Annotated in this window: 20 protein-coding genes; 8 read left to right on the top strand and 12 right to left on the bottom strand. The window is 62.7% G+C overall.

The annotated features are described in order from the left end of the window. Positions 1-241: 241 nt before the first annotated feature. Genes AC097A_RS11520 through AC097A_RS11510 form a run of 3 tightly spaced genes read right to left on the bottom strand, consistent with a single transcriptional unit; the run spans position 242 to position 1,409 of the window. Positions 242-730 carry a hypothetical protein gene (locus AC097A_RS11520; RefSeq protein WP_479620935.1) on the bottom strand — a complete coding sequence of 163 codons (489 nt, stop codon included), beginning with the start codon at positions 728-730 and terminating at the stop codon, positions 242-244. Continuing rightward, on the bottom strand, positions 727-1,116 hold the full coding sequence (locus AC097A_RS11515; protein WP_479620934.1) for a hypothetical protein: 390 nt from the start codon (positions 1,114-1,116) through the stop codon (positions 727-729). Before AC097A_RS11515 ends, AC097A_RS11520 begins: the two co-directional genes overlap by 4 nt. Before the next feature lie 14 nt (positions 1,117-1,130). Then, positions 1,131-1,409, bottom strand: coding sequence for a hypothetical protein (locus AC097A_RS11510; protein WP_479620933.1), 279 nt, complete (start codon positions 1,407-1,409; stop codon positions 1,131-1,133). A 295-nt stretch (positions 1,410-1,704) separates the two neighbouring features. On the opposite strand from AC097A_RS11510, the gene AC097A_RS11505 reads away from it, so the two are divergent. Genes AC097A_RS11505 through AC097A_RS11495 form a run of 3 tightly spaced genes read left to right on the top strand, consistent with a single transcriptional unit; the run spans position 1,705 to position 3,956 of the window. Beyond that, the gene (locus AC097A_RS11505; protein WP_479620932.1) at positions 1,705-2,583 is read left to right on the top strand and encodes a transglutaminase-like domain-containing protein; all 879 of its coding nucleotides are present in this window, start codon (positions 1,705-1,707) and stop codon (positions 2,581-2,583) included. A gap of 37 nt (positions 2,584-2,620) precedes the next feature. Next, a complete protein-coding gene (locus AC097A_RS11500) occupies positions 2,621-3,007 on the top strand; it encodes a DUF4398 domain-containing protein (RefSeq protein WP_479620931.1) in 387 nt (128 codons plus the stop codon). A gap of 58 nt (positions 3,008-3,065) precedes the next feature. Continuing rightward, a complete protein-coding gene (locus AC097A_RS11495) occupies positions 3,066-3,956 on the top strand; it encodes an OmpA family protein (protein WP_479620930.1) in 891 nt (296 codons plus the stop codon). Positions 3,957-4,010: 54 nt separating this feature from the next. On the opposite strand, the gene AC097A_RS11490 is transcribed toward AC097A_RS11495, so the two are convergent. The 8 genes from AC097A_RS11490 to AC097A_RS11455 all read right to left on the bottom strand — a co-directional run bounded on the left by AC097A_RS11490 (position 4,011) and on the right by AC097A_RS11455 (position 12,205). Then, positions 4,011-4,928 carry a DMT family transporter gene (locus tag AC097A_RS11490; protein WP_479620929.1) on the bottom strand — a complete coding sequence of 306 codons (918 nt, stop codon included), beginning with the start codon at positions 4,926-4,928 and terminating at the stop codon, positions 4,011-4,013. Between the two features lie 25 nt (positions 4,929-4,953). After that, the gene (locus AC097A_RS11485) at positions 4,954-5,874 is read right to left on the bottom strand and encodes an acetyltransferase (RefSeq protein WP_315478160.1); all 921 of its coding nucleotides are present in this window, start codon (positions 5,872-5,874) and stop codon (positions 4,954-4,956) included. A gap of 7 nt (positions 5,875-5,881) precedes the next feature. Beyond that, a complete protein-coding gene (locus tag AC097A_RS11480) occupies positions 5,882-7,927 on the bottom strand; it encodes a diguanylate cyclase domain-containing protein (RefSeq protein WP_479620928.1) in 2,046 nt (681 codons plus the stop codon). A gap of 17 nt (positions 7,928-7,944) precedes the next feature. After that, positions 7,945-8,721: an ABC transporter ATP-binding protein gene (locus tag AC097A_RS11475; protein ID WP_315849700.1), complete on the bottom strand. Its 777-nt coding sequence runs from the start codon at positions 8,719-8,721 to the stop codon at positions 7,945-7,947. A gap of 40 nt (positions 8,722-8,761) precedes the next feature. After that, entirely contained in the window at positions 8,762-9,892 is a 1,131-nt protein-coding gene (locus AC097A_RS11470; protein ID WP_479620927.1) for a succinylglutamate desuccinylase/aspartoacylase family protein, read from the bottom strand. Positions 9,893-9,898: 6 nt separating this feature from the next. Beyond that, on the bottom strand, positions 9,899-10,612 hold the full coding sequence (locus tag AC097A_RS11465; protein WP_315478156.1) for an ABC transporter permease subunit: 714 nt from the start codon (positions 10,610-10,612) through the stop codon (positions 9,899-9,901). Continuing rightward, a complete protein-coding gene (locus AC097A_RS11460) occupies positions 10,609-11,295 on the bottom strand; it encodes an ABC transporter permease (protein ID WP_479620926.1) in 687 nt (228 codons plus the stop codon). The genes AC097A_RS11465 and AC097A_RS11460 overlap by 4 nt, the downstream gene beginning before the upstream one ends. A 67-nt stretch (positions 11,296-11,362) precedes the next feature. Continuing rightward, positions 11,363-12,205 carry an ABC transporter substrate-binding protein gene (locus AC097A_RS11455; protein ID WP_105263030.1) on the bottom strand — a complete coding sequence of 281 codons (843 nt, stop codon included), beginning with the start codon at positions 12,203-12,205 and terminating at the stop codon, positions 11,363-11,365. Between the two features lie 269 nt (positions 12,206-12,474). On the opposite strand from AC097A_RS11455, the gene AC097A_RS11450 reads away from it, so the two are divergent. Continuing rightward, the gene (locus AC097A_RS11450) at positions 12,475-14,904 is read left to right on the top strand and encodes a YgiQ family radical SAM protein (protein WP_479620925.1); all 2,430 of its coding nucleotides are present in this window, start codon (positions 12,475-12,477) and stop codon (positions 14,902-14,904) included. 21 nt (positions 14,905-14,925) lie between these two features. On the opposite strand, the gene yiaA is transcribed toward AC097A_RS11450, so the two are convergent. Continuing rightward, positions 14,926-15,357 (bottom strand): inner membrane protein YiaA, encoded by a 432-nt coding sequence (gene yiaA / locus AC097A_RS11445; protein ID WP_315496447.1) that lies wholly within the window; start codon positions 15,355-15,357, stop codon positions 14,926-14,928. 187 nt (positions 15,358-15,544) lie between these two features. On the opposite strand from yiaA, the gene AC097A_RS11440 reads away from it, so the two are divergent. The 4 genes from AC097A_RS11440 to AC097A_RS11425 all read left to right on the top strand — a co-directional run bounded on the left by AC097A_RS11440 (position 15,545) and on the right by AC097A_RS11425 (position 22,282). Next, positions 15,545-16,153, top strand: coding sequence for a hypothetical protein (locus tag AC097A_RS11440; protein WP_479620924.1), 609 nt, complete (start codon positions 15,545-15,547; stop codon positions 16,151-16,153). A gap of 187 nt (positions 16,154-16,340) precedes the next feature. After that, entirely contained in the window at positions 16,341-18,521 is a 2,181-nt protein-coding gene (gene glgB, locus AC097A_RS11435) for a 1,4-alpha-glucan branching protein GlgB (protein ID WP_479620923.1), read from the top strand. A 23-nt stretch (positions 18,522-18,544) separates the two neighbouring features. Further along, positions 18,545-20,635, top strand: coding sequence for a glycogen debranching protein GlgX (gene glgX, locus AC097A_RS11430; protein WP_479620922.1), 2,091 nt, complete (start codon positions 18,545-18,547; stop codon positions 20,633-20,635). A 15-nt stretch (positions 20,636-20,650) separates the two neighbouring features. After that, positions 20,651-22,282 (top strand): alpha-D-glucose phosphate-specific phosphoglucomutase, encoded by a 1,632-nt coding sequence (locus AC097A_RS11425; protein WP_479620921.1) that lies wholly within the window; start codon positions 20,651-20,653, stop codon positions 22,280-22,282.

The raw sequence follows: 22,282 nt of genomic DNA, 5'->3' as shown, positions 1-22,282 counted from the left end.
GACGCTGGGTTGGTTGACTCCTTTGGAGGTTTACGGCCAGTGGCTGGCCAAGCTTGAGCACTCTCCTGACGTCATCCAATAAACTCCAACTGTGTTGCACTTGGATTTGAGTCCGCCCCACATGGAATATGCGTAAGCAGCTATCAAAAATATAGCATTTCTCGGTTTGAGGAGACCATGCCCATACCGCGAAAAAGGTTCAAAACGCGGGTAGGCCCACAGAAGAATTGCTTGCGTGCGCTCAGTTGCTGCGGGCGTCGTCATTAGCGGGTGCTTGCTCGGTCAGGACCGCTGCAAGCCAAGATTGCACAGCGTCAGAGGCCAACACGCTGGATAGCAGTGATGACCCCAGTGCACTCAGAAAATGGGGCTTGAAAGCCCAACGCCATGGGCGACTCAAAGCCAATGCGGCACCCAGCACCACGGCGCTTGTCACCAGGGCTACAGGGTGGCGTTGCGCGACCGGGCGCAAAAGAGTTTGCACCACACTACTGGCCAGCAAAGCACTGGTATGCAGTGGGTGGCGCCCCCACCATTGTTTCAGGGTCGAGCCCAGCGTGTCTATAACCGCGCTGGCGCCGGGCAGGGTGGCTTTCAGGATGTCTAACAAGCCTGTGCCTGCTGTGGTTGGGCTGGGGCCTGGTGCCGGCGTGGTGTGGGCCAGGGCCACGCGCAAGCGCTCGCGCGACAGGGCCAGGCGCTCAACCGCGGTGAGCTGCGGGGCGCTCATGCTGCCAGCCCGCGCAGCAGGGCCATGTCGGCCTGCAACTGGCGGCGCAGTTCGGCAAAGGCGGGGTCGGTGGCGTTGCTGGGTGCGCGCGCCAGCAGGCCGCACACCGCGGCCAGCACCGCTGGAATGCCGGGCACCAGCCCCAACACCCAGAGAGTGGCCTGCGGCAGTGCGGGTGGCTGTGTAACCCACAGCATCAGGGCCACTCCGGCCAGTACGGTGGCCACACCCAGCAGACATAGCGCCAGTGCACCCAGCAGGGCGCGGTGTTTCATGGCCGCTGCCTGAGCGGCTAGTTCGGTACCAATCAGTTCGCCATAGGCCTGTGCGTGATCGCCCAGCAGTTGCGGCTGGGTGGCAAGCAGGTGAAAGAGCGGGTGCAGCATGTTGGGGCGCCGAATCAATGCGTGCGCGAGCGGCTTAGCAGACTGACCAAACCCATCAGTGCAGCGCCGGTGGCCGCTGCAATCAGCACCGCCTTGACCGGATCGTTCTGGATATAACGCACGGTCACTTCACCCGAGTGGGCGGCTTTTTCACGCAGTTGCAGCGCGCTGTCTTGCACGGCATGCAGGCCACGCTGGGCCAGGGTGTTGGCCTGTTCGGTCGCACAGTCCAGCAGGGGTGCCACTTGGTTGGCAGCGTCGTTGATTTGGGTGGTGATGGTGTCTGTTTTCATGGGGTTCCTTGAAGTGGGGGGCGTGGTGAAGCAGCCGTTGCGGGGGCTTCGGGTTCATTGTGCGCAGGCCCACGCGCCGCCGGAATCGGCCTGTGTGCCGCGGGCCGGTCGGCCCACAGGCCGGTGCGGCGTAGGAGGGCGCTGACAGTGAGGACGGGCGTAGGACTGCGACTACGGCAAGTGGCGGCCTTCGCCGCTTGGCAGGCCGGGGCAGCAGCCCCATGCTTGCACCACAACCCATGCTGCACATGCCAACCGGTATGCCAACGGCTTCGTATGACCTACCGGAACCCCCATGCTGCGACTGAGCTTTTCCATCGTGTTGAACTACAACATCGCCGCGCCCGGGTGTGACTTCATCTTCACCATCCACGCCGCGCAAACGGCCCACCAGACGGTGGTGAACGAGTTGCTCACCACCAGCCAGCAGGTGGTGCCCAAGATGTACACCGACACGGCCACCCACAACCGCTACCTGCGCATCAAAGCGCTGGCCGGGCCGCTGACGGTGCGTTACGAGGCCGTGGTGGACCTGGCCCACCATGTGGCGCAACCGCTGGACATTCCCGAGATGACGGTGGCCCAGCTGCCCGGCTCGGTGTTGCCGTATATCTACCCCAGCCGCTACTGCGAGTCCGACCGTTTGCACCGCCTGGCGGTGAAAGAGTTTGGCCACCTGCCGCAGGGTTACACCCGGGTGCAGGCCATCAGCAACTGGGTCACCCAGCGCGTGGCGTTTCGCTGCAACACGTCCAACGGCAACACCACGGCGCTGGACACCTTGGTGGACGAAGTGGGCGTGTGCCGTGACTTTGCCCACCTGATGATTGCGCTGTGCCGTGGCGTCAACATCCCGGCACGGTTTGCCACCGGCATTGACTACGGCGCCGACCCGGCGCTGGGCCCGACAGACTTCCATGCCTATGTGGAGGCTTTTGTGGGCAACCGCTGGTACCTGTTCGACCCATCGGGCACGGCCATCCCCATGGGGTTTGTGCGTTTTGCCACCGGGCGGGATGCGGCCGATGCCGCGTTTGCAACCATGTTTGGGGGGGTGCAAGGTGCCGCCCCGGTCATGCAGATCCAGGCCATCCCCAACGCCCAAGGCGTGCTGGTGGTGCCCCAACACGTCACCCACGCCCTGTCGACCGACGGGATTGCCAATTACCAATAAAGGGACCACCGGTCCCTGGTTTACCGGAGAGAAGAAGATGAAACACCACCCCATGCCCCGCCTGTTGCTGGTCTGCGCCCTAGTCGTTCTGGCCAGCGCGGGCTGCGCCACCCGCACGCAAACCGACGCCACGGCCAACGTTGCCGTGTCCAAAGAGGCGGTAGACAACGCTGCCGGTGCCGATGGTCTGCAGTTCGCCCCCGTGGAGATGGCGGCGGCACGCGAGAAGCTGACCCTGGCCAACAAGGCCATGGCGGCACGCGACTACAAGGGCGCCACTGATCTGGCCACCCAGGCCCAGGCCGACGCCAAGCTGGCACAAAGCAAGGCCAAGTCGGCCAAAGCGCAGGCGGTGGCCGATGCGCTGCAAGACGACATCCGTGTGCTGCGCGAGGAGCTGGACCGCGCCAACGCGGTTAAGTAACGCGCCGCTGCACACCACTCCACGACTTTCCCCCCCCCCACTTTTTAAGGAACACCCCATGAAACACCTCTACCTGACCCCTGCCGCTCTGGCCATTGCCGTGTTGTTGGGCGCTTGTGCGTCGGCCCCCACCAGCACCACGCTGCTGGAAAGTGCCCGCAACGATTACGCCCAGGCCCAGCGGAACCCCGATGTGGGCAACTACGCCGCGCTGGAAATGAAACTGGCTAGCGACGCCATGCAGCAGGCCAACATTGCAGCAGTGCAGAGCGCCAGCCCCGAGAAGGTGGACCAGCTGGCCTACGTGGCCCAGCAAAAAATCGCCCTCACGCAAGAGGTAGTGAAACAAAAAACCGCCGAGGCCGATATGGCCCGCACCGCCCGGGAGCGCGACCAGATGCAATTGACCCAACGCACCAATGAAGCCAACCATGCCAACGCCAACGCAGAAGCGGCGCAGCGCCAGGCAGCCGATGCCCAACGCACAGCCGATGCATCCCGTCAGGCTACGCTGGATGCACAGCTCCGCGCCGCACGGCTGGAGAGCCAACTGGCGGACCTGTCCGCCAAGAAGACCGAACGTGGCATGGTGATTACCCTGGGCGACGTGCTGTTTGGCAGCGACAAGGCCAGCCTGACCGCCGGCGGTACGCGCAGTGCACAAAAGCTGGCCGATGTATTACAGCAAAACCCCAGCCGCAATGTGCTGGTGGAAGGTTTTACCGACAGCACTGGCGCCGATGCCTACAACCAGCAGCTCTCGGAGCGCCGTGGCATGACGGTGCGTGAGGCGCTGCTGCAGATGGGGATTGGCAGCGAACGCATCAGCGTGCGCGGTTACGGGGAGTCGTACCCGGTGGCGGCCAATGACACCGCATCCAACCGCCAGCTGAACCGCCGCGTGGAGATTGTGCTGTCCGACGATACCGGGAAGACCCAGCAGCGCTGAGTCAGTATGCTATGAATTTAGTAGCTGCTTGCGCAATATCCATGTGCGCGGTGGCTACTTTTCTTGTGTAACCCACCAAATACCCACGCTGACCAGCAGCAAGGCCACGAGGTATTTCCACTCCAGCAGCGATTCGCCCAAAAACAGCGCCGACAGGCAGGCGCCAAACACAGGCACCAGAAAGCTGTACACCGCCACGATGCTGACCCGGTTGTATTTGAGTAACACGCCCCACAGTGCAAACGCCACGGCCGACAGCAGGGCCATATAGACCAGCAGCAGGCTGGGCGCCGAGGTGAACGCAGCAATCTGCCCGCCCGCCACCCAACCGATGAGCACCAAGACCACACCGCCGATACCGAGCTGGTAGCCGGTCATGACCACCGAGTCCATGCCCTGGGAGAGACGTTTGCCATACAGAGACGCCGCCGATAGCACTAGCGCCGCCAGCACAATAAACCCTTCGCCCAGCAGCGTGAACTCACCGTCGATAGCCGCACCGCCCAGCAACCCGCCGAGGTTGACCGCCAGCACCCCCGCAAAACCCAGCGCGCAACCCATCAGCTTGCGCCAGGTCAGGGTGTCGTTGTGGTACACAAAATGCGCCAGCAGCACGCTGAAGAACACGCCCGAGGCATTGAGGATGGACGCCTTGACCCCGGTGGTGTGCGCCAGGCCGATGTAGAAAAAGATGTACTGCAGCGTGGTTTGCAGCACGCCCAGCAGCACCATCTGCCCGGTCTGGGCACGCTGCAGGGCCAGCGATTTGCCCGAGAGCTTGGCAAACACCAGCAGCAACAGCCCGGCGCCGACAAAGCGGTAGCCGGCAAACAGCATTTGTGCGGCCAGGTCACTGCGGCCAATTTCTAGCAGCGCATAGCCCTGTTTGATGGCCGGGTAGGCACTGCCCCAGAGTAGGCAACACAGGCTGGCAAGTAAAAAAACGGTACGCGGACGGGTAAAAAAAGGCACGGCAGATGGGGAGTGGGTACGCGGCTTAGCCGCGCACAGATGACGAGGAGGTGTCGGCTTGGCGCAGGGCCGCCAGTTGGGCATCTTTGGCACGCCAGAGTTCGGCCACCCAGGCCGAGAAGGCGGCGCGGAATTCGGGGTCTTGCCCGTAGTCGCCACCCAGCAATTCAGGAGGCACGGGAATGGCGCGCACACGCACCACCACGCGGGGAACCTTGCCACACAAAAAGCCCCAGAACGTGGGCACGCCTGCGGGGTAATAAATCGTCACATCCAGAATGGACTGGAACTTGTCACCCATGGCCTGCAGCGCCAGCGCCAAACCACCGGCCTTGGGTTTGAGCAGGTATTGGTAGGGCGACTGCTGCTTGGCATGTTTGGCCGCGGTGAAACGGGTGCCTTCCAGAAAGTTCATCACGCTGGTGGGGATGAGCGAAAACTTCTCGCAGGCCTTGCGGGTGGTCTCCTGGTCCTTGCCACGCATCTCGGGGTGTTTCTTCAGGTACGCCTCGCTGTGCCGACGCATGAACGGAAACTCCAGCGCCCACCAGGCCAGGCCCATGATGGGCACCCAGATGAGCTGCTGCTTGAGAAAAAACTTGAGCAGTGGGATGCGGCGGTTCAGCAGGTGCTGCAGCGCAAAGATGTCCACCCAGGACTGGTGGTTGCTGCTCACCATGTACCAGCTGTCGCGGTCCAGCCCGTCCAGGCCCTGCACGTCCCAAGTGGTGCGTTGGGTCAGTGCCATCCAGCCACTGTTGCAGCTGATCCAGCCCTCGGCAATGAACAGCAGTACCGGGTCAATGGCCATGCGTACGGCCTTGAAGGGCAGCACCAGCTTGATGGCAGCAAAACACAGCAGCAGCGGCACCCAGAACAGGATGTTGAGCAGCAACAGGGCAAATGCAAGTGCCCCCAGCAGGGGCGCGGGCAGAAAATTCAACATGGGCTTTTTACGGTTTAAAGAAACACAGGGTGTTTCTGCCATTGGCCTTGGCCTGGTACATGGCGGTGTCGGCTTGTTTCAGGAGCTCATTGGGCGCAATGTCTTCGCCTTTGAACAGTGTAATGCCGATGCTGGGTGTGGTGGCGTGCGGCCGCTGGTTGAGCACATAGGGGTCGTTCAGGCTCGCCAGAATTTTGTGGCCTACGGTCGTGGCGTGCATGCTGGCTTCGTCAATGTCGGCACTCAGGTCCTGGATCAGCACCACAAACTCGTCGCCACCCAGGCGGGCCACGGTATCCACAGCGCGGATGCTTTGTTGCAGGCGCCGCGCCACCTCTTGCAGCAACAGGTCGCCCACGTCGTGGCCGTAGGTGTCGTTGAGCTGTTTGAACTGGTCCAGATCCAGAAACATCAGCGCGCCGTGTTCACCTTTGCGCTGGCTGGTGCCCATGGCCTGCTGCAGGCGGTCGGTCAGCAGGCGGCGGTTGGGCAGGCCCGTCAGCGTGTCGTGAAAAGCCAGGTGGCGAATCGCCTCCTCAGCGCTTTTGCGTTCGCTGATGTCGCGGGCAATGGCAATAAAACGTTCTTCTTCCCCCGGCACCGTGGGCTTGCGTACCACCGAGAGCTCAAACCACAGTTTGCCTGCCGGCAGCTCCAGGCTGTATTGCTGGCCGTTGGAGCGGCCGCTGGCCTGAGCCTCGCGCAGCGCGGCCATGCAGGTGTCCGCGGCTTCCTTGGGCAACATTTCGGTGATCAAGCGACCCAGCAGCACCTGGGGTGGGCGGTCCAGAAGGCCGGTGTTTTGGCTGTGCACCGCACGGTAGTGGCCGTCGGCGCTGAATTCGAACAGCAGGTCGGGCAGGGCCTTGAGGGTGGCCTCCAGCTCCGCTTGGGTGGCGTACAGCTGGGCTTCGGCTTGTTTGCGCCCGGAGATGTCCATCAGCGTGCCCACCATGCGCTGGGGTGCCCCATCTTTGCTGAACTGCACCACTTTGCCCCGGCTGCTGAGCCACATCCAGCGACCATCGGTGTGGCGCGCACGGTACTCGGCCTGGTAGGCGGGTGATGCACCCGTCAGGTGGGCACGCATGGCCTGCATGGCCGAGGGAAGGTCATCGGGGTGGACCAGGTGGCCCCAGGCGCGGGCCAGCTCACTTTCTTGCGGGTTACGCCCCAGCATCTGGCAGGCGCGTTCGTCCAGGTAGTAACCGCGCTCGCTGGTGAGGTCGTGGTCCCAGCGGCCCAAGTCTGCGCCCATGATGGCCAGCTCCAGCTGTTCGGTGGTGTCACGTAACAGGGCTTCTGCCACTTTGCGCTCCTGGATGTTGCGTGACATACCCAACACACCAATGATGTTGCCATCGGAATCCCGCATGGGGGTTTTGGTGACTTCAAACAGCTCGCCCTGGGGATTGATGCTGGTGGGGCTGCTTTCTTCAAAGGTGACGGACTTGCCAGCCTGGATAGCCCAACGGTCGGAAGCCAGAAAACTGGCTGCCACGGACTCTTCCACCCAGTGGGCGTCACGGGTGCCGATGATGTCTCCGGGGCGTATGCCCACCTTGGTGGCGAATGACTCATTACATGTCAGGTACACCCCGTCAATGTCTTTGAGCCAAACCTGATCGGGAATGGTCTGCAGCACGTTGCGTAGCAGGGCTTCGCTCTTGCGCAGTGCGGCGCGCGAGGCGCGCTCAGGCGTGACGTCCTCCACGGTACCTTCGTAAAACAGTACTTCGCCGTGTTCATCGCGCATCACGTGGGCGTGTTCGCGCACCCACATGGGTTGGCCAGTCTTGAGGCGGACCATCTCTGACACAAAGTTGGTCACTTGCCCATGCTCACGCATCAGCTCGGCAAAACGTTCACGCCGCTGAGGCTGGAGATAGGGGTTGCGGTGGGCCGCGGGGTCGGCCTGCATCTCCTCTTGGCTTCGGTAGCCATTGAGCCGCAAAAATGCGGCATTCACCTGCAGCAACTGCCCATTCACCCGCGAGCGGTAGGCCCCAATGGGCAACTGCTCAAACAGGCTGGAGGTTGCGCGGGTGGGCATGGGCGGTGGCCCGTGGTTTACTTTAGGCTGCCCGACAGGAACTGGGCCAGGCGTTCACTCTTGGGGTGGGCCAGTACTTCGGCGGGGTGGCCTTCTTCTTCCACCAAGCCTTTGTGCAAAAACACCAGGTGGTTGGCCACCTCGCGGGCAAAGCCCATTTCGTGGGTCACCACCACCATGGTGCGGCCTTCTTGCGCCAGGTTTTTCATGACCTTGAGCACCTCAGACACCAGTTCGGGGTCCAGCGCGCTGGTGGGTTCGTCAAACAGCATCACCTCCGGCTCCACCGCCAAAGCGCGGGCAATCGCCACGCGCTGTTGCTGGCCACCGCTCATGTGGGCGGGGTAGCGGTCTTCCACGCCAGACAGGCCTACCTTGGTGAGGTACTTGCGTGCGGTGTCCACCGCCAGGTCTTTGGGAATGCCCAGCACATGCACCGGCACTTCGATGATGTTTTGCAGCACCGTCATGTGGGCCCAGAGGTTGAAGTGCTGGAACACCATGGCCAGTTTGGTGCGCAGGCGTTGCAGTTGTTTGGGGTCTTGGGCCGACAGCTCGCCGTTGGAGGCAGCCACCAGTTTCAGCTCTTCACCCGCCACGTGGATACGTCCCTGGTGGGGTTTTTCCAGCATGTTGATGCAGCGCAGAAAAGTGCTTTTGCCGGAGCCGGAGCTGCCGATGATGCTGATCACATCACCCGCATGGGCCGACAACGAAACGCCTTTGAGCACTTCGTTGCTGCCAAAACGTTTGTGGATGTTTTCGACCTGGAGTTTGAGGGGCTTGGTAGTCATGGTGCAGACAGGTGGGCGCGTAAGGGGTGGTGCTGCGGGCTCAGGCGCCCAGCAGCTCTCCGGTTCGGAAGGGGGTGGCTCCGGCAATCTTGCCGATTTCGGCGCCAGAGAGGGCATAACGGTCACGCACGCGGGCGTACAGCACCCCATCCACACTGGCCACCACGCGGTGGGTGGTGTTGGCAATCGGGTCAATCACTTCGGCCACCAGATCGCCCATTTGCAGGCGCTGGCCCACATCGGCGACGTAAACCACCACACCGGGCACCGGGGTGCGCAGGGTCTCGGAGCCCGCCAGAGGCGTGGCCGGGCACAGGGCGGCCGGAATTACGGGAGGCTGCGCGCAGCCCAGGGCCTGGATGTGCTGCAAAAAGGCCCACACGGCCTGCGCGTCTTCTTGCGCGCAGGCATGGGTTACATCGGCCTCACCACGCAGTTCTACGGTGGTGCTGTTGCAGCCCTGCGGCAGGGGGGCGGAGAGTCCCGCCGCTTGCAGGGCCTCCGCCAGTTGCCACCAAGCGCCGGACAGGCATTCGTCAAACGGTCCGCCGCCTGAGTTTTTGGCCAGCAGCACTGCGCGTGCCTTGAGCAAATGCGCCAGCGGCGCGAGTTGCGGCCAGCACGGTTCTTCGGTGTAGAAGTGCAGAACACCTTCGCAGTCGCAGTGCAGGTCGATCACGTAGTCCGCGTCGTGCGCCAGCGTGAGCAGGCTGCGGCGCAGGCTCTGCAGCTCAGTCTCCGGTTGCCATTGACGTAGGTAGTCGCCCATAGCACGGCGCACCGTGGCCACGTTGGCCGCGGGGTCCGGGCCCATTTGGCGTTGTACGTTGGGCAACACGGCCTTGGCTAGATCGGGGTAGTGGCGGTTGAAGTTTTCGCTGCTGGCCAGCTCAAACCGCCCCATGGGTTTGTGATCGACCCGCTGGGCCAGACCAATCGGGTTGGCCACGGGCACCAGGATCACCTCGCCGAGGATCTGACCTGCTGCATCGGCCGTGTCCAGCAGGGCGCGCAGGTGGTGGGCTACCAGCATGCCGGGCAGTTCTTCGGCATGCAGGCTGGCTTGGATGTAAACCTTGGGGCCGTGGCCCGGCGTGCCGTAATGGAAGCTGCTCAGGCTGCGGTGGCTGCCTAGGCTGTTGGAGAGCAGAGGGTGGTCAATGCGTTGCATGGCGGTTCAGTGCTTGCGGGGCGCGAGGTAGGCCAGGAATTGTTTCTCCGCCAACCGGAACATGCCAATCAGGCAGAACGATGCCACCAGGTAAATGGCAGCCGCGGCAATGTAGGCTTCAAAGGGCAGGTAGTAGTCGGAGTAGACGCGGCTGGCCGCCGCCGTGACGTCCAGCATGCTGGGCACGGCACTGGCCAGGCTGGTACTTTGCAGCATCATGACCACCTCGTTGCTGTAGGCTGGCAGGGTGCGGCGCAGTGCGCTGGGCAGCACGATGTGGCGCATGACCTGGAAGCGGCTCATGCCATAGGCCTGGGCCGATTCGATCTCGCCAGCCGAGGTCTCGCGAATCGCACCGGCCAGCATCTCGGCGGTGTAACCCGCGGTGTTGAGGCTGAAGGCCAGCAGCGCGCAGAAGAAGGGTTCCTTGAAATGGGTCCAGGGCCAAACGTCGTCCCAGCGCGCCTGGATCCACTCCAATTGGCCCAGGCCGTAATAAATCAGGTAGACCTGAATCAGCAGCGGCGTGCCGCGGATCACGTAGGTATAGGCCCCGACGATCCAGCGCAGCGGCGCCCAGGGGCCGGTCAGCAGCAGGGCAAAAATTAGCGCCAGCACAGCGCCAATGCCCAAGGATGAGAACAACAGCCCCAGCGTGGTGAGGATGCCGGTGGCGTAAAGCTCCAGGTTCTGGGGCTCAAAAATCACATGCCATTTCATAACTCACCCCGCTTTGCACCCAGGCTGTAGCGCGCATTGAGCTTGCGCAGCGCGTACAGGGAGATGGTGGTGTAAATCAGAAACAAGGCTGCGGTGAACAGGAAAAACGCAAACGGCGAGCGGGTGGCGGCGCTGGCTTGTTTGGAGAGGTAGGTCATTTCCTTGAGGCCAATCAGGCTGACCAGCGCGGTGGACTTGATCAGCACCAGCCAGTTATTGGTGAAGCCGGGCAGGGCGTAGCGCACCATCTGCGGCAAAGTGATGCGCACAAAGGCTTGGAGCGGGTGCATGCCATAGGCCACGGCAGCTTCCATTTGGCCTTTGGGAATGGAGAGGATGGCGCCGCGGAAGGTTTCCGTCATGTAGGCACCATAAATAAAGCCGAGCGTGAGGACGCCGGCCAGAAAAGGGTTGATGTCAACGGTGGCTTTGCTGCCAGCGAGTTCCAGCAGGTGATTCAGTCCGATGGTGCCGCCATAAAAGACCAGCAACATGACCACCAGGTCGGGGACGCCACGGATGACGGTGGTGTAGGTCGCAGCCACGGATCCCAGCACCGGGCGGCCCGAAAGTTTGGCACTTGCACCCAGCAGGCCCAAAATAATGGCGACCAGCAGTGCGCAGAGTGAGACGCCGACTGTGAGGACTGAGCCTTGCAGGATGGCGACGTAATAAGCATTCATGAGAGGCTTGGGCAATTAACACAACGGGGCGCCATCATGCGCCCCGTTGTGTTGAGCTGTTACAAGATTATTCGCCGTAAACGTCGATGCTGTACTTGGCAAAGTACTTGTCGTTCAGGGTCTTGTAAGTACCGTTGGAGCGGATGGTCTTGATGGCTTCGTTCAGCTCGCCTTTGAGTTTGTCTTCGCCTTTGCGCAGTGCAACAGCTGCACCTGCGAAATACTTGACATCGCTCAGCACGGGGCCGACGAATTCGTACTTGGCGCCTTCAGGCTTGCTGAGAAAACCGCCGGTCACTTCCAGGAAGTCTGCCACGGTACCGTCCAGACGGCCGGACTTGATGTCCAGGTAAACCTGGTCTTGCGCTTCGTAGGAGTTCACCACCACGCCAACGGGCTTGAGGTTGTCCATGGCGTATTTTTCTTGGGTGCTGCCCTTGAGAACGCCGATTTTTTTGCCCTTCAAGGAAGCCAGGTCTGTGAACTTGGTGCCCTTTTTCAGCACGATGCGGCTGGGGGTTTGGTAGTACTTGTCGGTAAAGTCAATTTCCTTCTTGCGCTCATCAGTAGCGGACATGGAGGAAATGATGACGTCGTACTTCTTGGCGTTCAGGCCGGGGATCATGCTGTCCCAGACTTGTTCCACAAACTCGCACTTGCGCTTGATCTGCTCGCACAGGGCGTTGGCAACATCCACGTCAAAGCCGGTAGGGGTGCCATCGGCAGACTTGAAGGTGAAGGGTTCGTAAGTCGGGTCAATCGCGACTTTGAGGGGACCCACTTCAGGCGCGGGTGCAGCAGCAGCTGGGGCCGATGCAGGCGCAGCAGGGGCTGCGGGAGCGGCTTCTTCTTTTTTGCCGCAGGCCGCCAAAACGGAGGTCACTGCCAGTGCCAGCAGGAGTTTCTTCATGGATAGATCCTTTGAAATACCGGAGACGCATCCCCGGCGGTTTGAAAATGTAAGAAAAATCATTCTACGGGCTAAGCAGAGCAAATTTGATGCCGCCCCACACCAGTGCATTGGGGTTTTTACCGTGGAAATGTGGGCATTTGGCGCTTTCCGCTGGCGAACGGCGCACAAAATTCCGATTGCGCTTCGGTGCTGGCGCCCCGCTTGTCCCTAAAAGCTGCGCTGACACGCGCAAAACCTTACACTCTAGGGTTACCCCCCGGATCCCCATGAACGCCCCAGTCGACGTCTCCTTTTTCGCGCGCGCCGCCAAGCCGCTGTCCAGCTACCGCAAGTACTGGGCGGCCCGTTTTGGCACGGCCAAGTTTTTGCCGATGAGCCGCAAAGAGATGGATGTGCTGGGCTGGGACAGCTGCGACATCATTCTTGTGACGGGTGACGCCTATGTGGACCACCCCAGCTTCGGCATGGCCGTGATCGGCCGCATGCTCGAAGCCCAAGGCTTCCGCGTCGGCATCATTGCCCAGCCCGACTGGTCTAGCGCCGAGGCCTTCAAGGCCTTGGGTAAGCCCAACCTGTTCTGGGGTGTGACCAGCGGCAACATGGATTCCATGATCAACCGCTACACCGCAGACCGCAAGATCCGCAGTGACGACGCCTACACCCCCGGCGACATAGGCGGTAAGCGCCCCGACCGCGCCGCCATCGTCTACAGCCAGCGCTGCCGCGAAGCGTTTAAAGATGTGCCCATCATCTTGGGTGGCATCGAAGGCTCTTTGCGCCGCATTGCCCATTACGACTACTGGAGCGACAAGGTGCGCCGCAGCGTGGTGGTGGACGCCAAGTGCGACCTGCTGCTGTACGGCAACGCCGAGCGCGCGATTGTGGAAATCGCCCACCGTCTGGCCGCCAAAGAACCGGTGGAGCACATCACCGACGTGCGCGGCACCGCTTTTGTGCGCCGCCCGGACGATGAAAGCGGCAAGGGCTGGTTTGAGATTACGTCCACCACTGTGGACGAGCCCGGCCGCGTGGAGGCCCACGTCAACCCCTACATGACCACCAGCGAGCAGGCGGCAGAGCAGGGTGCAACTTGCGCCAAAGAAGACGAAGCCAAGGCGGTTGCCCAAGCTGCGGAGGCTGGTGGTGCTATTAATTCAGGAGCTGTTCGCGCAGATTCCACGGGGGCTGGAGGCCAAAAGGACTCAAAACCTGAGGTCAACGCGGCCATCGCACCGCTGACTTTCTTTGCCAACCCCGCGTTGGCCAGTACCAAGGGCAAGATCAAGGTGCCGCCGCGTGACCGTTCGGTCATCCGTTTGCCCAGTTACGAACAGGTCAAGAGCGATCCCATCCTCTACGCCCACGCCAACCGCGTGTTGCACCTGGAGACCAACCCTGGTAACGCCCGCGCACTGGTGCAAGCGCACGGCGAAGGCACCACGGCGCGTGACGTCTGGATCAACCCGCCCCCCATCCCGCTGACCACCGCCGAGATGGACCTGGTGTTTGACTTGCCGTACGCGCGCAGTCCGCACCCCAGCTACGCCGATGAAAACGGCAGCCATGACGGAGCGACCAAGATCCCAGCCTGGGAAATGATCCGCTTCTCGGTCAACATCATGCGCGGCTGTTTTGGCGGTTGCACCTTCTGCTCCATCACCGAGCACGAGGGCCGCATCATCCAGAGCCGCTCCGAAGAATCCATCATCAAAGAGGTGGAAGACATCCGCGACAAGGTCAAGGGCTTCACCGGCACCATTTCCGACCTGGGCGGCCCCACGGCCAATATGTACCGCCTGGGCTGCAAAACCCCCGAGATCGAAGCCGCCTGCCGCAAGCCCAGCTGTGTTTACCCCGGCATCTGTTCCAACCTGGGCACCAACCACGACCCGCTGATCAAGATCTACCGCCGCGCGCGCGCGCTCAAGGGCATCAAGAAGATATTGATCGGCTCCGGCCTGCGCTACGACCTGGCCGTCAAGAGCCCCGAGTACGTGAAAGAACTGGTGCAGCACCACGTGGGCGGCTACCTGAAGATTGCGCCCGAGCACACCGAGCAAGGGCCGCTGACCAAGATGATGAAGCCGGGCATCGGTTCTTATGACAAGTTCAAGACCCTGTTCGAGAAGTTCAGTGCCGAAGCAGGCAAGAAGCAGTTCCTGATTCCCTACTTCATCGCCGCCCACCCGGGTACGACCGATGAAGACATGATGAATCTGGCCATCTGGCTCAAGAAGAATGGCTTTCGCGCCGACCAGGTGCAGACTTTCTACCCCAGCCCCATGGCCACGGCCACGGCGATGTACCACTCCGGGCGCAACACGCTCAAACGTGTGCACCGCACGGCGCAGAGTGACGACGAAACGGTGGACATCGTGCGTGGTGAAAAGCGCCGCCGCCTGCACAAGGCGTTTTTGCGTTACCACGACCCTAACAACTGGCCGCTGTTGCGCGAAGCACTCAAGACCATGGGCCGTGCCGATTTGGTCGGCAACGGCAAGCACCACCTGATTCCCACCTTCCAGCCGCTGGGCGATGGGGGTTACCAGAGCGCACGCAAGAAAAATTCGACGGCGGCACCGGTCAAAGCTGCCGAACCGGTGAAGGGGCGCATCTTGACCCAGCACACCGGGCTGCCCCCGCGGGTGACCGGCGCCGCCAAACCCAGCGCCAAGCTGGGCCGCAAGCCGCGCTGAGGGCGGCTCAGGCTGCCCTGTTTATTCCATTACGCGGCTTTCGCCAGCGCCCTGGTCCTTTTTGTCGCGCACATTCTTTTGCACGGTGACGGCGCTGTAGAGTGCCAACACAAAGGACATGGCGTAGTAGCCTTTTTCGGACAACAGCAGCGTGGCGTTCCACAGCCCCGTGGCCAGCAAGAGCAGCGACAGGCCCACGGCGCCGTAGCAGATGCCGTAGTAGGCGCCCGACACCGGAATCCCTTCAAGTTTGTCGCGCACGCATTTTTGCAGCGAGACCGCGGCAAACAGACCAAAGGCCAACAGCGTGAAGTAGTAGCCTTTTTCGTTCAGCTGCATTTCAGCATTCCACAAGCCCAACAAAAAACCGGCGGTGCCCAGGCCCAGGCAGGCAAAGGTCGCGCCCACATAGGCGCCTGAGGAGGATTGTGGAAACTGGATCGATGTTTTCATGGTGGTGTGACAGTAAAGTGCAATGAACAAGAAAGCGAGGGCTGCCGCTGCCGGGAAGGCGCTAAGCTATTGTTATGGAGTGGCAACAAAATGCCGACGCCATTCTCTCAACAAATTGCACGGCTTTATTACAAAAATGATCAGGGTAATCACGCGATTCGCAGTCTTCTTGCTAGTCCATGGTGCTGTGTTTGCACAGCCGCCTGTGCAGTTCAACAACAGCCAACAGGCACTCCAGCAGTACGAAGCCAGCACGCTGGAGAGTTTGATGGAGCGCTGCACGGCCACCAAGACCGAGCACTACCAGGCGCCAGAAGAGGTGCGATCCCTGCGCAACGGCTATGTGGACATTGCTGAGCAGAACCCGCAAACCGGCTTGTACTCCATTTATGTGTTTGACCAGGACAAGCGCAGCTTTACGTTAATTGATGGGCAGGTTTTGAACCGCAGCAGCCGGCTGTTGTTGCGCCTGGCCTTGCCGCGCGACTACGGCCGTTGCCGTTTGGTGCGCGATGCACAGGGCGTGGAGCGTCTCGAAGTCGTGCACCTGGAGCGCAACTACGTGTCAGATGCACAAAGAATGCAGCGCCTGCGCAAGGAGTCGCTGGACTTGGCGGCCTCTGCACCCGCGGCACCGCAGCCATCGATTTGCCAGGACAACAAACCCGCGCAGCGCAGCTTGGCCGGTCGCGTCTGGGTGGATGGCAAGCCGCTGGACACAGCTGCTTGCAATGACGCACAAATAACGTTGCATGAACGCATGCGCAAACTGGCGCGCAAGGTGCATGAGCGTTGATACGCCTGTCACTGTCGCGCGATACCCTCTTGCGCGAATGTCGGTAACTTCCGACAAAACGGGTTACAAATTGACTTCTGGAGTTTGCCCAAGGGTTTTGACTAAATAAACTCCCTTGATAATGTACTAAGCTGTTCGTCAACAAGAGACAAACGCTGGCATCCGGGATGTTGGCGCACCCCATACCATGACGCTTCAAGACCACGATCTGTCCGCCCTGATGCGGGCAGAGCACACCGATCCTTTTAGCGTGCTGGGCATGCATATCCGCCCCGATGGCCTGGCGGTGCATGCGCTGTTGCCCGGTGCTGGGCAGGTGGAGCTGATCGACAGGGCTACGGGTTTGGTCCGCGCCCCGCTGGCGCGCCTTGTGGATACGGATGTGTTTGGTGCCGTGCTGGCCGAGTCCACCGCGTTTGCCTACCAACTGCGCGTGCAGTGGGCCGCAGGCCCCACGCAGTTGCTCGAAGATCCCTACCGTTTTCCCCTGGTGCTGCAAGACCTGGATCTGTGGCTGTTGGCCGAAGGCACGCACCAGCGCCCGTTTGAATGCCTGGGCGCGCACCTGGTCTGCATCAACGGCGTGTCGGGTGCCAGTTTTGCCGTGTGGGCACCGAATGCCCGCCGCGTCTCGGTGGTGGGCTCGTTCAACCAGTGGGACGGCCGGCGCCACCCCATGCGTTTTCGGCGCGAGTGCGGTGTCTGGGAAATCTTTATCCCCGACGTCGCCCAGGGCGACCTCTACAAGTTTGAAATCCTGGGCGCGCAGGGCCAGATCGCCGTCAAGGCCGACCCCTTTGCCTTCCATGCCCAGCTACGGCCCGATACCGCCAGCATGGTCTATCCGTTGCCACCACGCCTGCCCATGCGGGCCGACCGCGCCGCCGCCAACGCGTTCGACAAGCCCATCAGCATTTACGAGGTGCACCTGGGCTCCTGGCGCAAGGCCGAGGGCTGGCGCTGGCTCAGCTACCGCGAGCTGGCCGAAACCCTGGTGCCTTACGCCAAAGAAATGGGCTTCACCCACCTGGAGCTGCTGCCGGTCAGCGAGCACCCGTTTGACGGTTCCTGGGGCTACCAGCCGCTGGGCCTGTTTGCGCCCACCTCGCGCTTTGGCTCGCCCGAAGACTTCAAGTTTTTTGTGGACGCTGCACATGCTGCTGGCCTGGGGGTAATTTTGGATTGGGTGCCCGCGCATTTCCCGAGCGACGCGCACGGCCTGGCCGAGTTTGATGGCACCCACCTGTACGAATACGCGGACCCCAAGGAAGGCTTCCACCAGGACTGGAACACGCTGATCTACAACTTCGGCCGTACCGAGGTGCGCAACTTTCTGGTCGGCAATGCGTTGTACTGGCTGGAGCGCTATGGCATTGACGGCCTGCGCGTGGACGCCGTGGCCTCCATGCTGTACCGCGACTACAGCCGCGAGGAAGGCCAGTGGATTCCCAACAAGCATGGCGGGCGCGAGAACCTGGAGGCGATCGAGTTTCTGCGCCGTATGAACCACACCGTGGGCACCGAGCGGCCCGGCGCCATCACGCTGGCCGAAGAGTCCACCGCCTTCCCCGGCGTGAGCCGCCCGCCCAGCGCAGACCTGCAAAGCGGCGGCCTGGGCTTTCACTACAAGTGGAACATGGGCTGGATGCACGACACGCTGAAGTACGCGTCACTGGATCCGGTGCACCGCCTGCACCACCACAACCAGCTCACCTTCGGGCTGATGTACGCCTTCACCGAAAACTTTGTGCTGCCGCTCTCGCACGACGAGGTGGTGCACGGCAAGGGCTCGCTCTTGGGCAAGATGCCGGGGGACGACTGGCAGCGCTTTGCCAACCTGCGCGCGCTCTACGGCTTCATGTGGGCCTACCCGGGCAAGAAGCTGCTGTTCATGGGCGGTGAGCTGGCCCAGCCGACTGAATGGGCCGATGGGTCCGAACTCTCCTGGTCGCTGGAACAGCAACCCGCCCACCAAGGCGTGCAGCGCCTGGTGCGCGACCTGAACCGCGTGTACAAGGCATTCCCCGCGCTGCACCAGCAGGACGTGCAGAGTGGCGGGTTTGCATGGATTGCCCATGAGGATGCGGCTCAGTCGGTGGTGGCCTTTGTGCGTTATGGCCTGGCGGGCGAATGCGTCGTGGTGGTGTGCAACTTCACGCCCTTGCCGCGCTATGGCTACCGCATTGGCATGCCCGTCATGGGCACCTGGCGGGAGCTGATCAACACCGACAACGTGGTGTACGGTGGCAGCGGTGTGGGCAATGGCGAGGTGAGCACCGATGCGGTGGCGGCCCACCACCATGCGCAGTCGGTGGTGCTGGCCCTGCCGCCATTGGCATGCCTTGTGCTCACCCGCGTGACCCCTTAAACGATCCAGCGAATTCAGTCGGCATGACCTTGCAACCCGGCCAAACGCACACCCTCGGAGCGCAGCTGCGCGACCAGGGGGTGAACTTTTGCCTGGCCGCGCCCAACGCCCAGGCTGTCGAGTTGTGCTTGTTTGACGCCAGCGCCACGCGGGAGGTGCAACGCTTGGTGATGTTGGGTCCGGTCGATGGCCTGTGGCATGGTTTCTTGCCCGGTGCCGAGGTGGGCCTGGTCTATGGCTGGCGTGTGCATGGCCCCTGGAGCCCCGCACAGGGCCAACGTTTCAACCCCGCCAAGTTGCTGCTGGACCCGGCGGCACGTGAGGTGGTGGGGCGCTACGACGGCGACGACATCCATGTGGGCCACGTGCCCGGCAACTCCAACCAATCGGATGCGCGCGACAACGCCGCCACCGCGCTCAAGGCTCGCGTCGTGCGCGACTTGCCGCCGGTGCAGGGCAGGGTGCAGGTGGCCTCCGCCCAGCGGGTGTTGTACGAGCTGCATACCAAAGGATTTACCGCCTTGCACCCTGAAGTGCCTGCGGCGCTGCGCGGCACTTACGCCGGCTTGTCTCACCCGGCCGCCATCGCGCATCTGCAGCGCCTGGGCGTGACCACCGTGAGCCTGATGCCCGTGGCCCACCGCGCCGACGAGGTGCGGCTACTGCGCATGGGCTTGTCCAACTACTGGGGCTACAGCCCGATTGCCTGGAATGCGCCCGAGAACCGCTATTGGAGCGGGACCCCTGGCACCAGCCCGCGCAGCGAATTCCGCGCGCTCGTGGATGCGCTGCATGCGGCCGGGCTGGAGGTGATTCTGGACGTGGTCTACAACCACACGGGCGAGACCGACGAGCTGGGCCCCACGCTGAGCCTGCGTGGCATCGACAACGCCACCTACTACCACCTGGACAGCACCAACCCCGCGCTCTATGCCAACTGGACCGGCTGCGGCAACTGTGTGAACCTGAGCCACCCGCTGGTGCTGCGCACCGTGATGGACAGCCTGCGCGGCTGGGTGCAGGAGTTTGGTGTGGACGGCTTTCGCTTCGACCTCGCACCCGTGCTGGCACGCGCAGGCGCGGACCGCCAGCACCGCTTCGAGGCCAATGCCCCGTTCCTCATGGCGGTGGCGCAAGACCCGGTGTTGCGCGATCGGTTGATGGTGGCAGAGCCGTGGGACATCGGCCCCGGTGGTTACCAGTTGGGCGCGTTTCCGGTGGGGTGGCTGGAATGGAATGACCGGTTTCGTGATGTCCAGCGCAGCGCTTGGCTGCAGCACCACGCCACCCGGGCCGACCTGGCGAACCGCTTGGCGGGTTCGGCCGACGCCTTCAGCCCCACGCTGCGCGCGGCCCACAGCAGCGTGAACCTGGTCACCGCGCACGATGGCTTCACGCTGACCGATCTGGTGAGCTACGCCCAGCGCCACAACGAAGCCAATGGCGAACACAACCGCGATGGCCATGGCCATAACCTGAGCGTGAACAACGGCGTGGAAGGCCACAGTGACGACCCGCTGGTGCAGGCCCAGCGCCTGCGCCAAAAGCGTGTGCTGTTGGCCAGCCTGCTGTGGTCATTGGGCACGCCCTTGTTGCTGGCGGGCGACGAGCTCGGCCACAGCCAGGGCGGCAACAACAATGCTTACTGCCAGGACAACCCGACCACTTGGCTGCACTGGGACCAGGCCGATGCCGCGCTGACGGCCTTTGTGGCCCGGGCCATTGCCCTGCGCCACGAACTGCCAGTGCTGCAAAGTCGGGCCTGGTGGCGCGGGGCCAACGACACGGGGCCTAGCCCAGGCCCGATCGCACAGTGGTGGGGCCCGCTGGGCCAGGCCCTGGTGCATGCCGACTGGCACCACCCGCAAGACAACGCCTTGGCGCTGCAGCTCAGCGCCGGCTCCCCGGGCGCCACCGCCTGTCTGCTGCTGTGCAACCCCACGGCGCAGACGCAGGAGTTTGTTCCACCGCCAGCGCCTACCGGCACTGCCTGGCAGCTGCGCCTGGACACCGATACCGGCAGCAGCCCCGATCTACCTCTGCCCGCGCGGGTGTGGTTGCCGGCCCAAAGCCTCATGCTGGCCAGCGCAGCCAGCCTTTCCACCGCTCTTTAACTACGTCACACACCTATGCCTCTTATCACTCTGCCCACCACGCCGTTTGACGGCCAGCGCCCCGGTACCTCGGGGCTGCGCAAAAAAGTGACTGTGTTCCAGCAGCCGCGCTACCTGGAGAATTTTGTCCAGGCGCTGTTTGACGTGTTGCCCGACGCCGCAGGCCAGACCCTGGTGGTCGGCGGGGATGGCCGTTACCACAACCGCGTCGCCATCCAGACCATTTTGCGCATGGCTGCCGCCAAGGGTTATGCGCGCGTGCTGGTGGGGCAGGGCGGCATCCTGTCCACGCCAGCCGTGAGTGCGGTGATCCGCAAGCACGGCGCCAGCGGCGGCATCGTGCTGTCGGCTAGCCACAACCCCGGCGGGCCCGATGGCGACTTTGGCATTAAGTACAACGTGGCCAATGGCGGCCCTGCACCCGAGAAAGTGACCGATGCGGTCTACGCGCGCACCCTGCAGCTCAGCCAGCTGCACACCACCGACACGCCCGACATCAGCCTGGACGCGCTGGGCACCAGCCGGCTGGAAGGCACCGAGATTGCGGTGATCGACCCGGTGAGTGACTACGCAGAAGTCATGCGCGGCCTGTTTGACTTCGCCGCCATTCGCACATTGTTTGCCGGTGGTTTCCGATTGCGCTATGACGCCATGTGTGCCGTCGGAGGCCCATATGCCAAGGCGCTGCTCGAAGGTGAGCTGGGCGCACCCGCAGGCACGGTGGTGAATGCCGAACCGCTGGAAGACTTTGGTGGCCTGCACCCCGACCCCAACCCGGTGAACGCCGAAGACCTGATCGCTCATCTGTTTGCCGACGATGCGCCCGACATGGGCGCCGCCAGCGATGGCGATGCTGACCGCAACATGGTGGTGGGCCGCAAGTTTGTGGTGTCACCGTCCGACAGTTTGGCGGTGCTGGCTGCACATGCCACCCAGGTACCTGGCTACAAAGCCGGCCTGGCCGGTGTGGCGCGCTCCATGCCCACCAGCACTGCAGTAGACCGTGTGGCCAAGGCACTGGGCATTCCGTGCTTTGAAACGCCTACAGGCTGGAAGTTTTTTGGCAACCTGATGGATGCCGGCAAGGTGACGCTGTGCGGCGAAGAAAGCTACGGCACCGGCTCCAGCCATGTGCGTGAAAAAGATGGCCTGTGGGCCGTGCTGTTCTGGCTCAACCTGGTGGCCACCACGGGCCGGACCGTGGAGGAACTGGTGCGCGCGCTGTGGAAGGAACATGGCCGCTGCGTCTACTCGCGCCACGACTACGAGGCTATTCCCACCGACAAGGCCGACGCACTGATGCGCGAGCTGCGCGCGGCCCTGCCCACGCTGGGTGGCACCACGGTAGCTGGCCTGCCCATTGCGTTTGCCGATGACTTTGCCTACACCGACCCCGTGGACGGCAGCGTGAGCCAGAAGCAGGGCGTGCGCGTGGTGCTGACCGATGGCTCGCGTGTGGTGTTCCGCCTCTCCGGCACCGGCACCGAAGGCGCCACGCTGCGCGTTTACCTAGAGCGCCACGAACCTGACGCCGCCCGCCAGGACTTGCCTGCCCAAGAGGCCTTGCAGCCGCTGGTGGCGCTGGCCGAGGCGGTGGCCAAGGTGCGCGCCTTCACCGGCATGGACCGCCCCACGGTGATGACCTGA

It is taken from the genome of Rhodoferax sp. XS2R6, from assembly GCF_056521365.1.
This window is presented reverse-complemented; position numbering and strand designations above follow the sequence as displayed.

Excerpts from the sequence above, each read along its gene's own strand:
- AC097A_RS11520 (WP_479620935.1), bottom strand. The coding sequence starts at position 730 with ATGAGCGCCCCGCAGCTCACCGCGGTTGAGCGCCTGGCCCTGTCGCGC.
- AC097A_RS11515 (WP_479620934.1), bottom strand. The coding sequence starts at position 1,116 with ATGCTGCACCCGCTCTTTCACCTGCTTGCCACCCAGCCGCAACTGCTG.
- AC097A_RS11510 (WP_479620933.1), bottom strand. The coding sequence starts at position 1,409 with ATGAAAACAGACACCATCACCACCCAAATCAACGACGCTGCCAACCAA.
- AC097A_RS11505 (WP_479620932.1), top strand. The coding sequence starts at position 1,705 with ATGCTGCGACTGAGCTTTTCCATCGTGTTGAACTACAACATCGCCGCG.
- AC097A_RS11500 (WP_479620931.1), top strand. The coding sequence starts at position 2,621 with ATGAAACACCACCCCATGCCCCGCCTGTTGCTGGTCTGCGCCCTAGTC.
- AC097A_RS11495 (WP_479620930.1), top strand. The coding sequence starts at position 3,066 with ATGAAACACCTCTACCTGACCCCTGCCGCTCTGGCCATTGCCGTGTTG.
- AC097A_RS11485 (WP_315478160.1), bottom strand. The coding sequence starts at position 5,874 with ATGTTGAATTTTCTGCCCGCGCCCCTGCTGGGGGCACTTGCATTTGCC.
- AC097A_RS11480 (WP_479620928.1), bottom strand. The coding sequence starts at position 7,927 with ATGCCCACCCGCGCAACCTCCAGCCTGTTTGAGCAGTTGCCCATTGGG.
- AC097A_RS11475 (WP_315849700.1), bottom strand. The coding sequence starts at position 8,721 with ATGACTACCAAGCCCCTCAAACTCCAGGTCGAAAACATCCACAAACGT.
- AC097A_RS11470 (WP_479620927.1), bottom strand. The coding sequence starts at position 9,892 with ATGCAACGCATTGACCACCCTCTGCTCTCCAACAGCCTAGGCAGCCAC.
- AC097A_RS11465 (WP_315478156.1), bottom strand. The coding sequence starts at position 10,612 with ATGAAATGGCATGTGATTTTTGAGCCCCAGAACCTGGAGCTTTACGCC.
- AC097A_RS11460 (WP_479620926.1), bottom strand. The coding sequence starts at position 11,295 with ATGAATGCTTATTACGTCGCCATCCTGCAAGGCTCAGTCCTCACAGTC.
- AC097A_RS11455 (WP_105263030.1), bottom strand. The coding sequence starts at position 12,205 with ATGAAGAAACTCCTGCTGGCACTGGCAGTGACCTCCGTTTTGGCGGCC.
- AC097A_RS11450 (WP_479620925.1), top strand. The coding sequence starts at position 12,475 with ATGAACGCCCCAGTCGACGTCTCCTTTTTCGCGCGCGCCGCCAAGCCG.
- yiaA (WP_315496447.1), bottom strand. The coding sequence starts at position 15,357 with ATGAAAACATCGATCCAGTTTCCACAATCCTCCTCAGGCGCCTATGTG.
- glgB (WP_479620923.1), top strand. The coding sequence starts at position 16,341 with ATGACGCTTCAAGACCACGATCTGTCCGCCCTGATGCGGGCAGAGCAC.
- glgX (WP_479620922.1), top strand. The coding sequence starts at position 18,545 with ATGACCTTGCAACCCGGCCAAACGCACACCCTCGGAGCGCAGCTGCGC.
- AC097A_RS11425 (WP_479620921.1), top strand. The coding sequence starts at position 20,651 with ATGCCTCTTATCACTCTGCCCACCACGCCGTTTGACGGCCAGCGCCCC.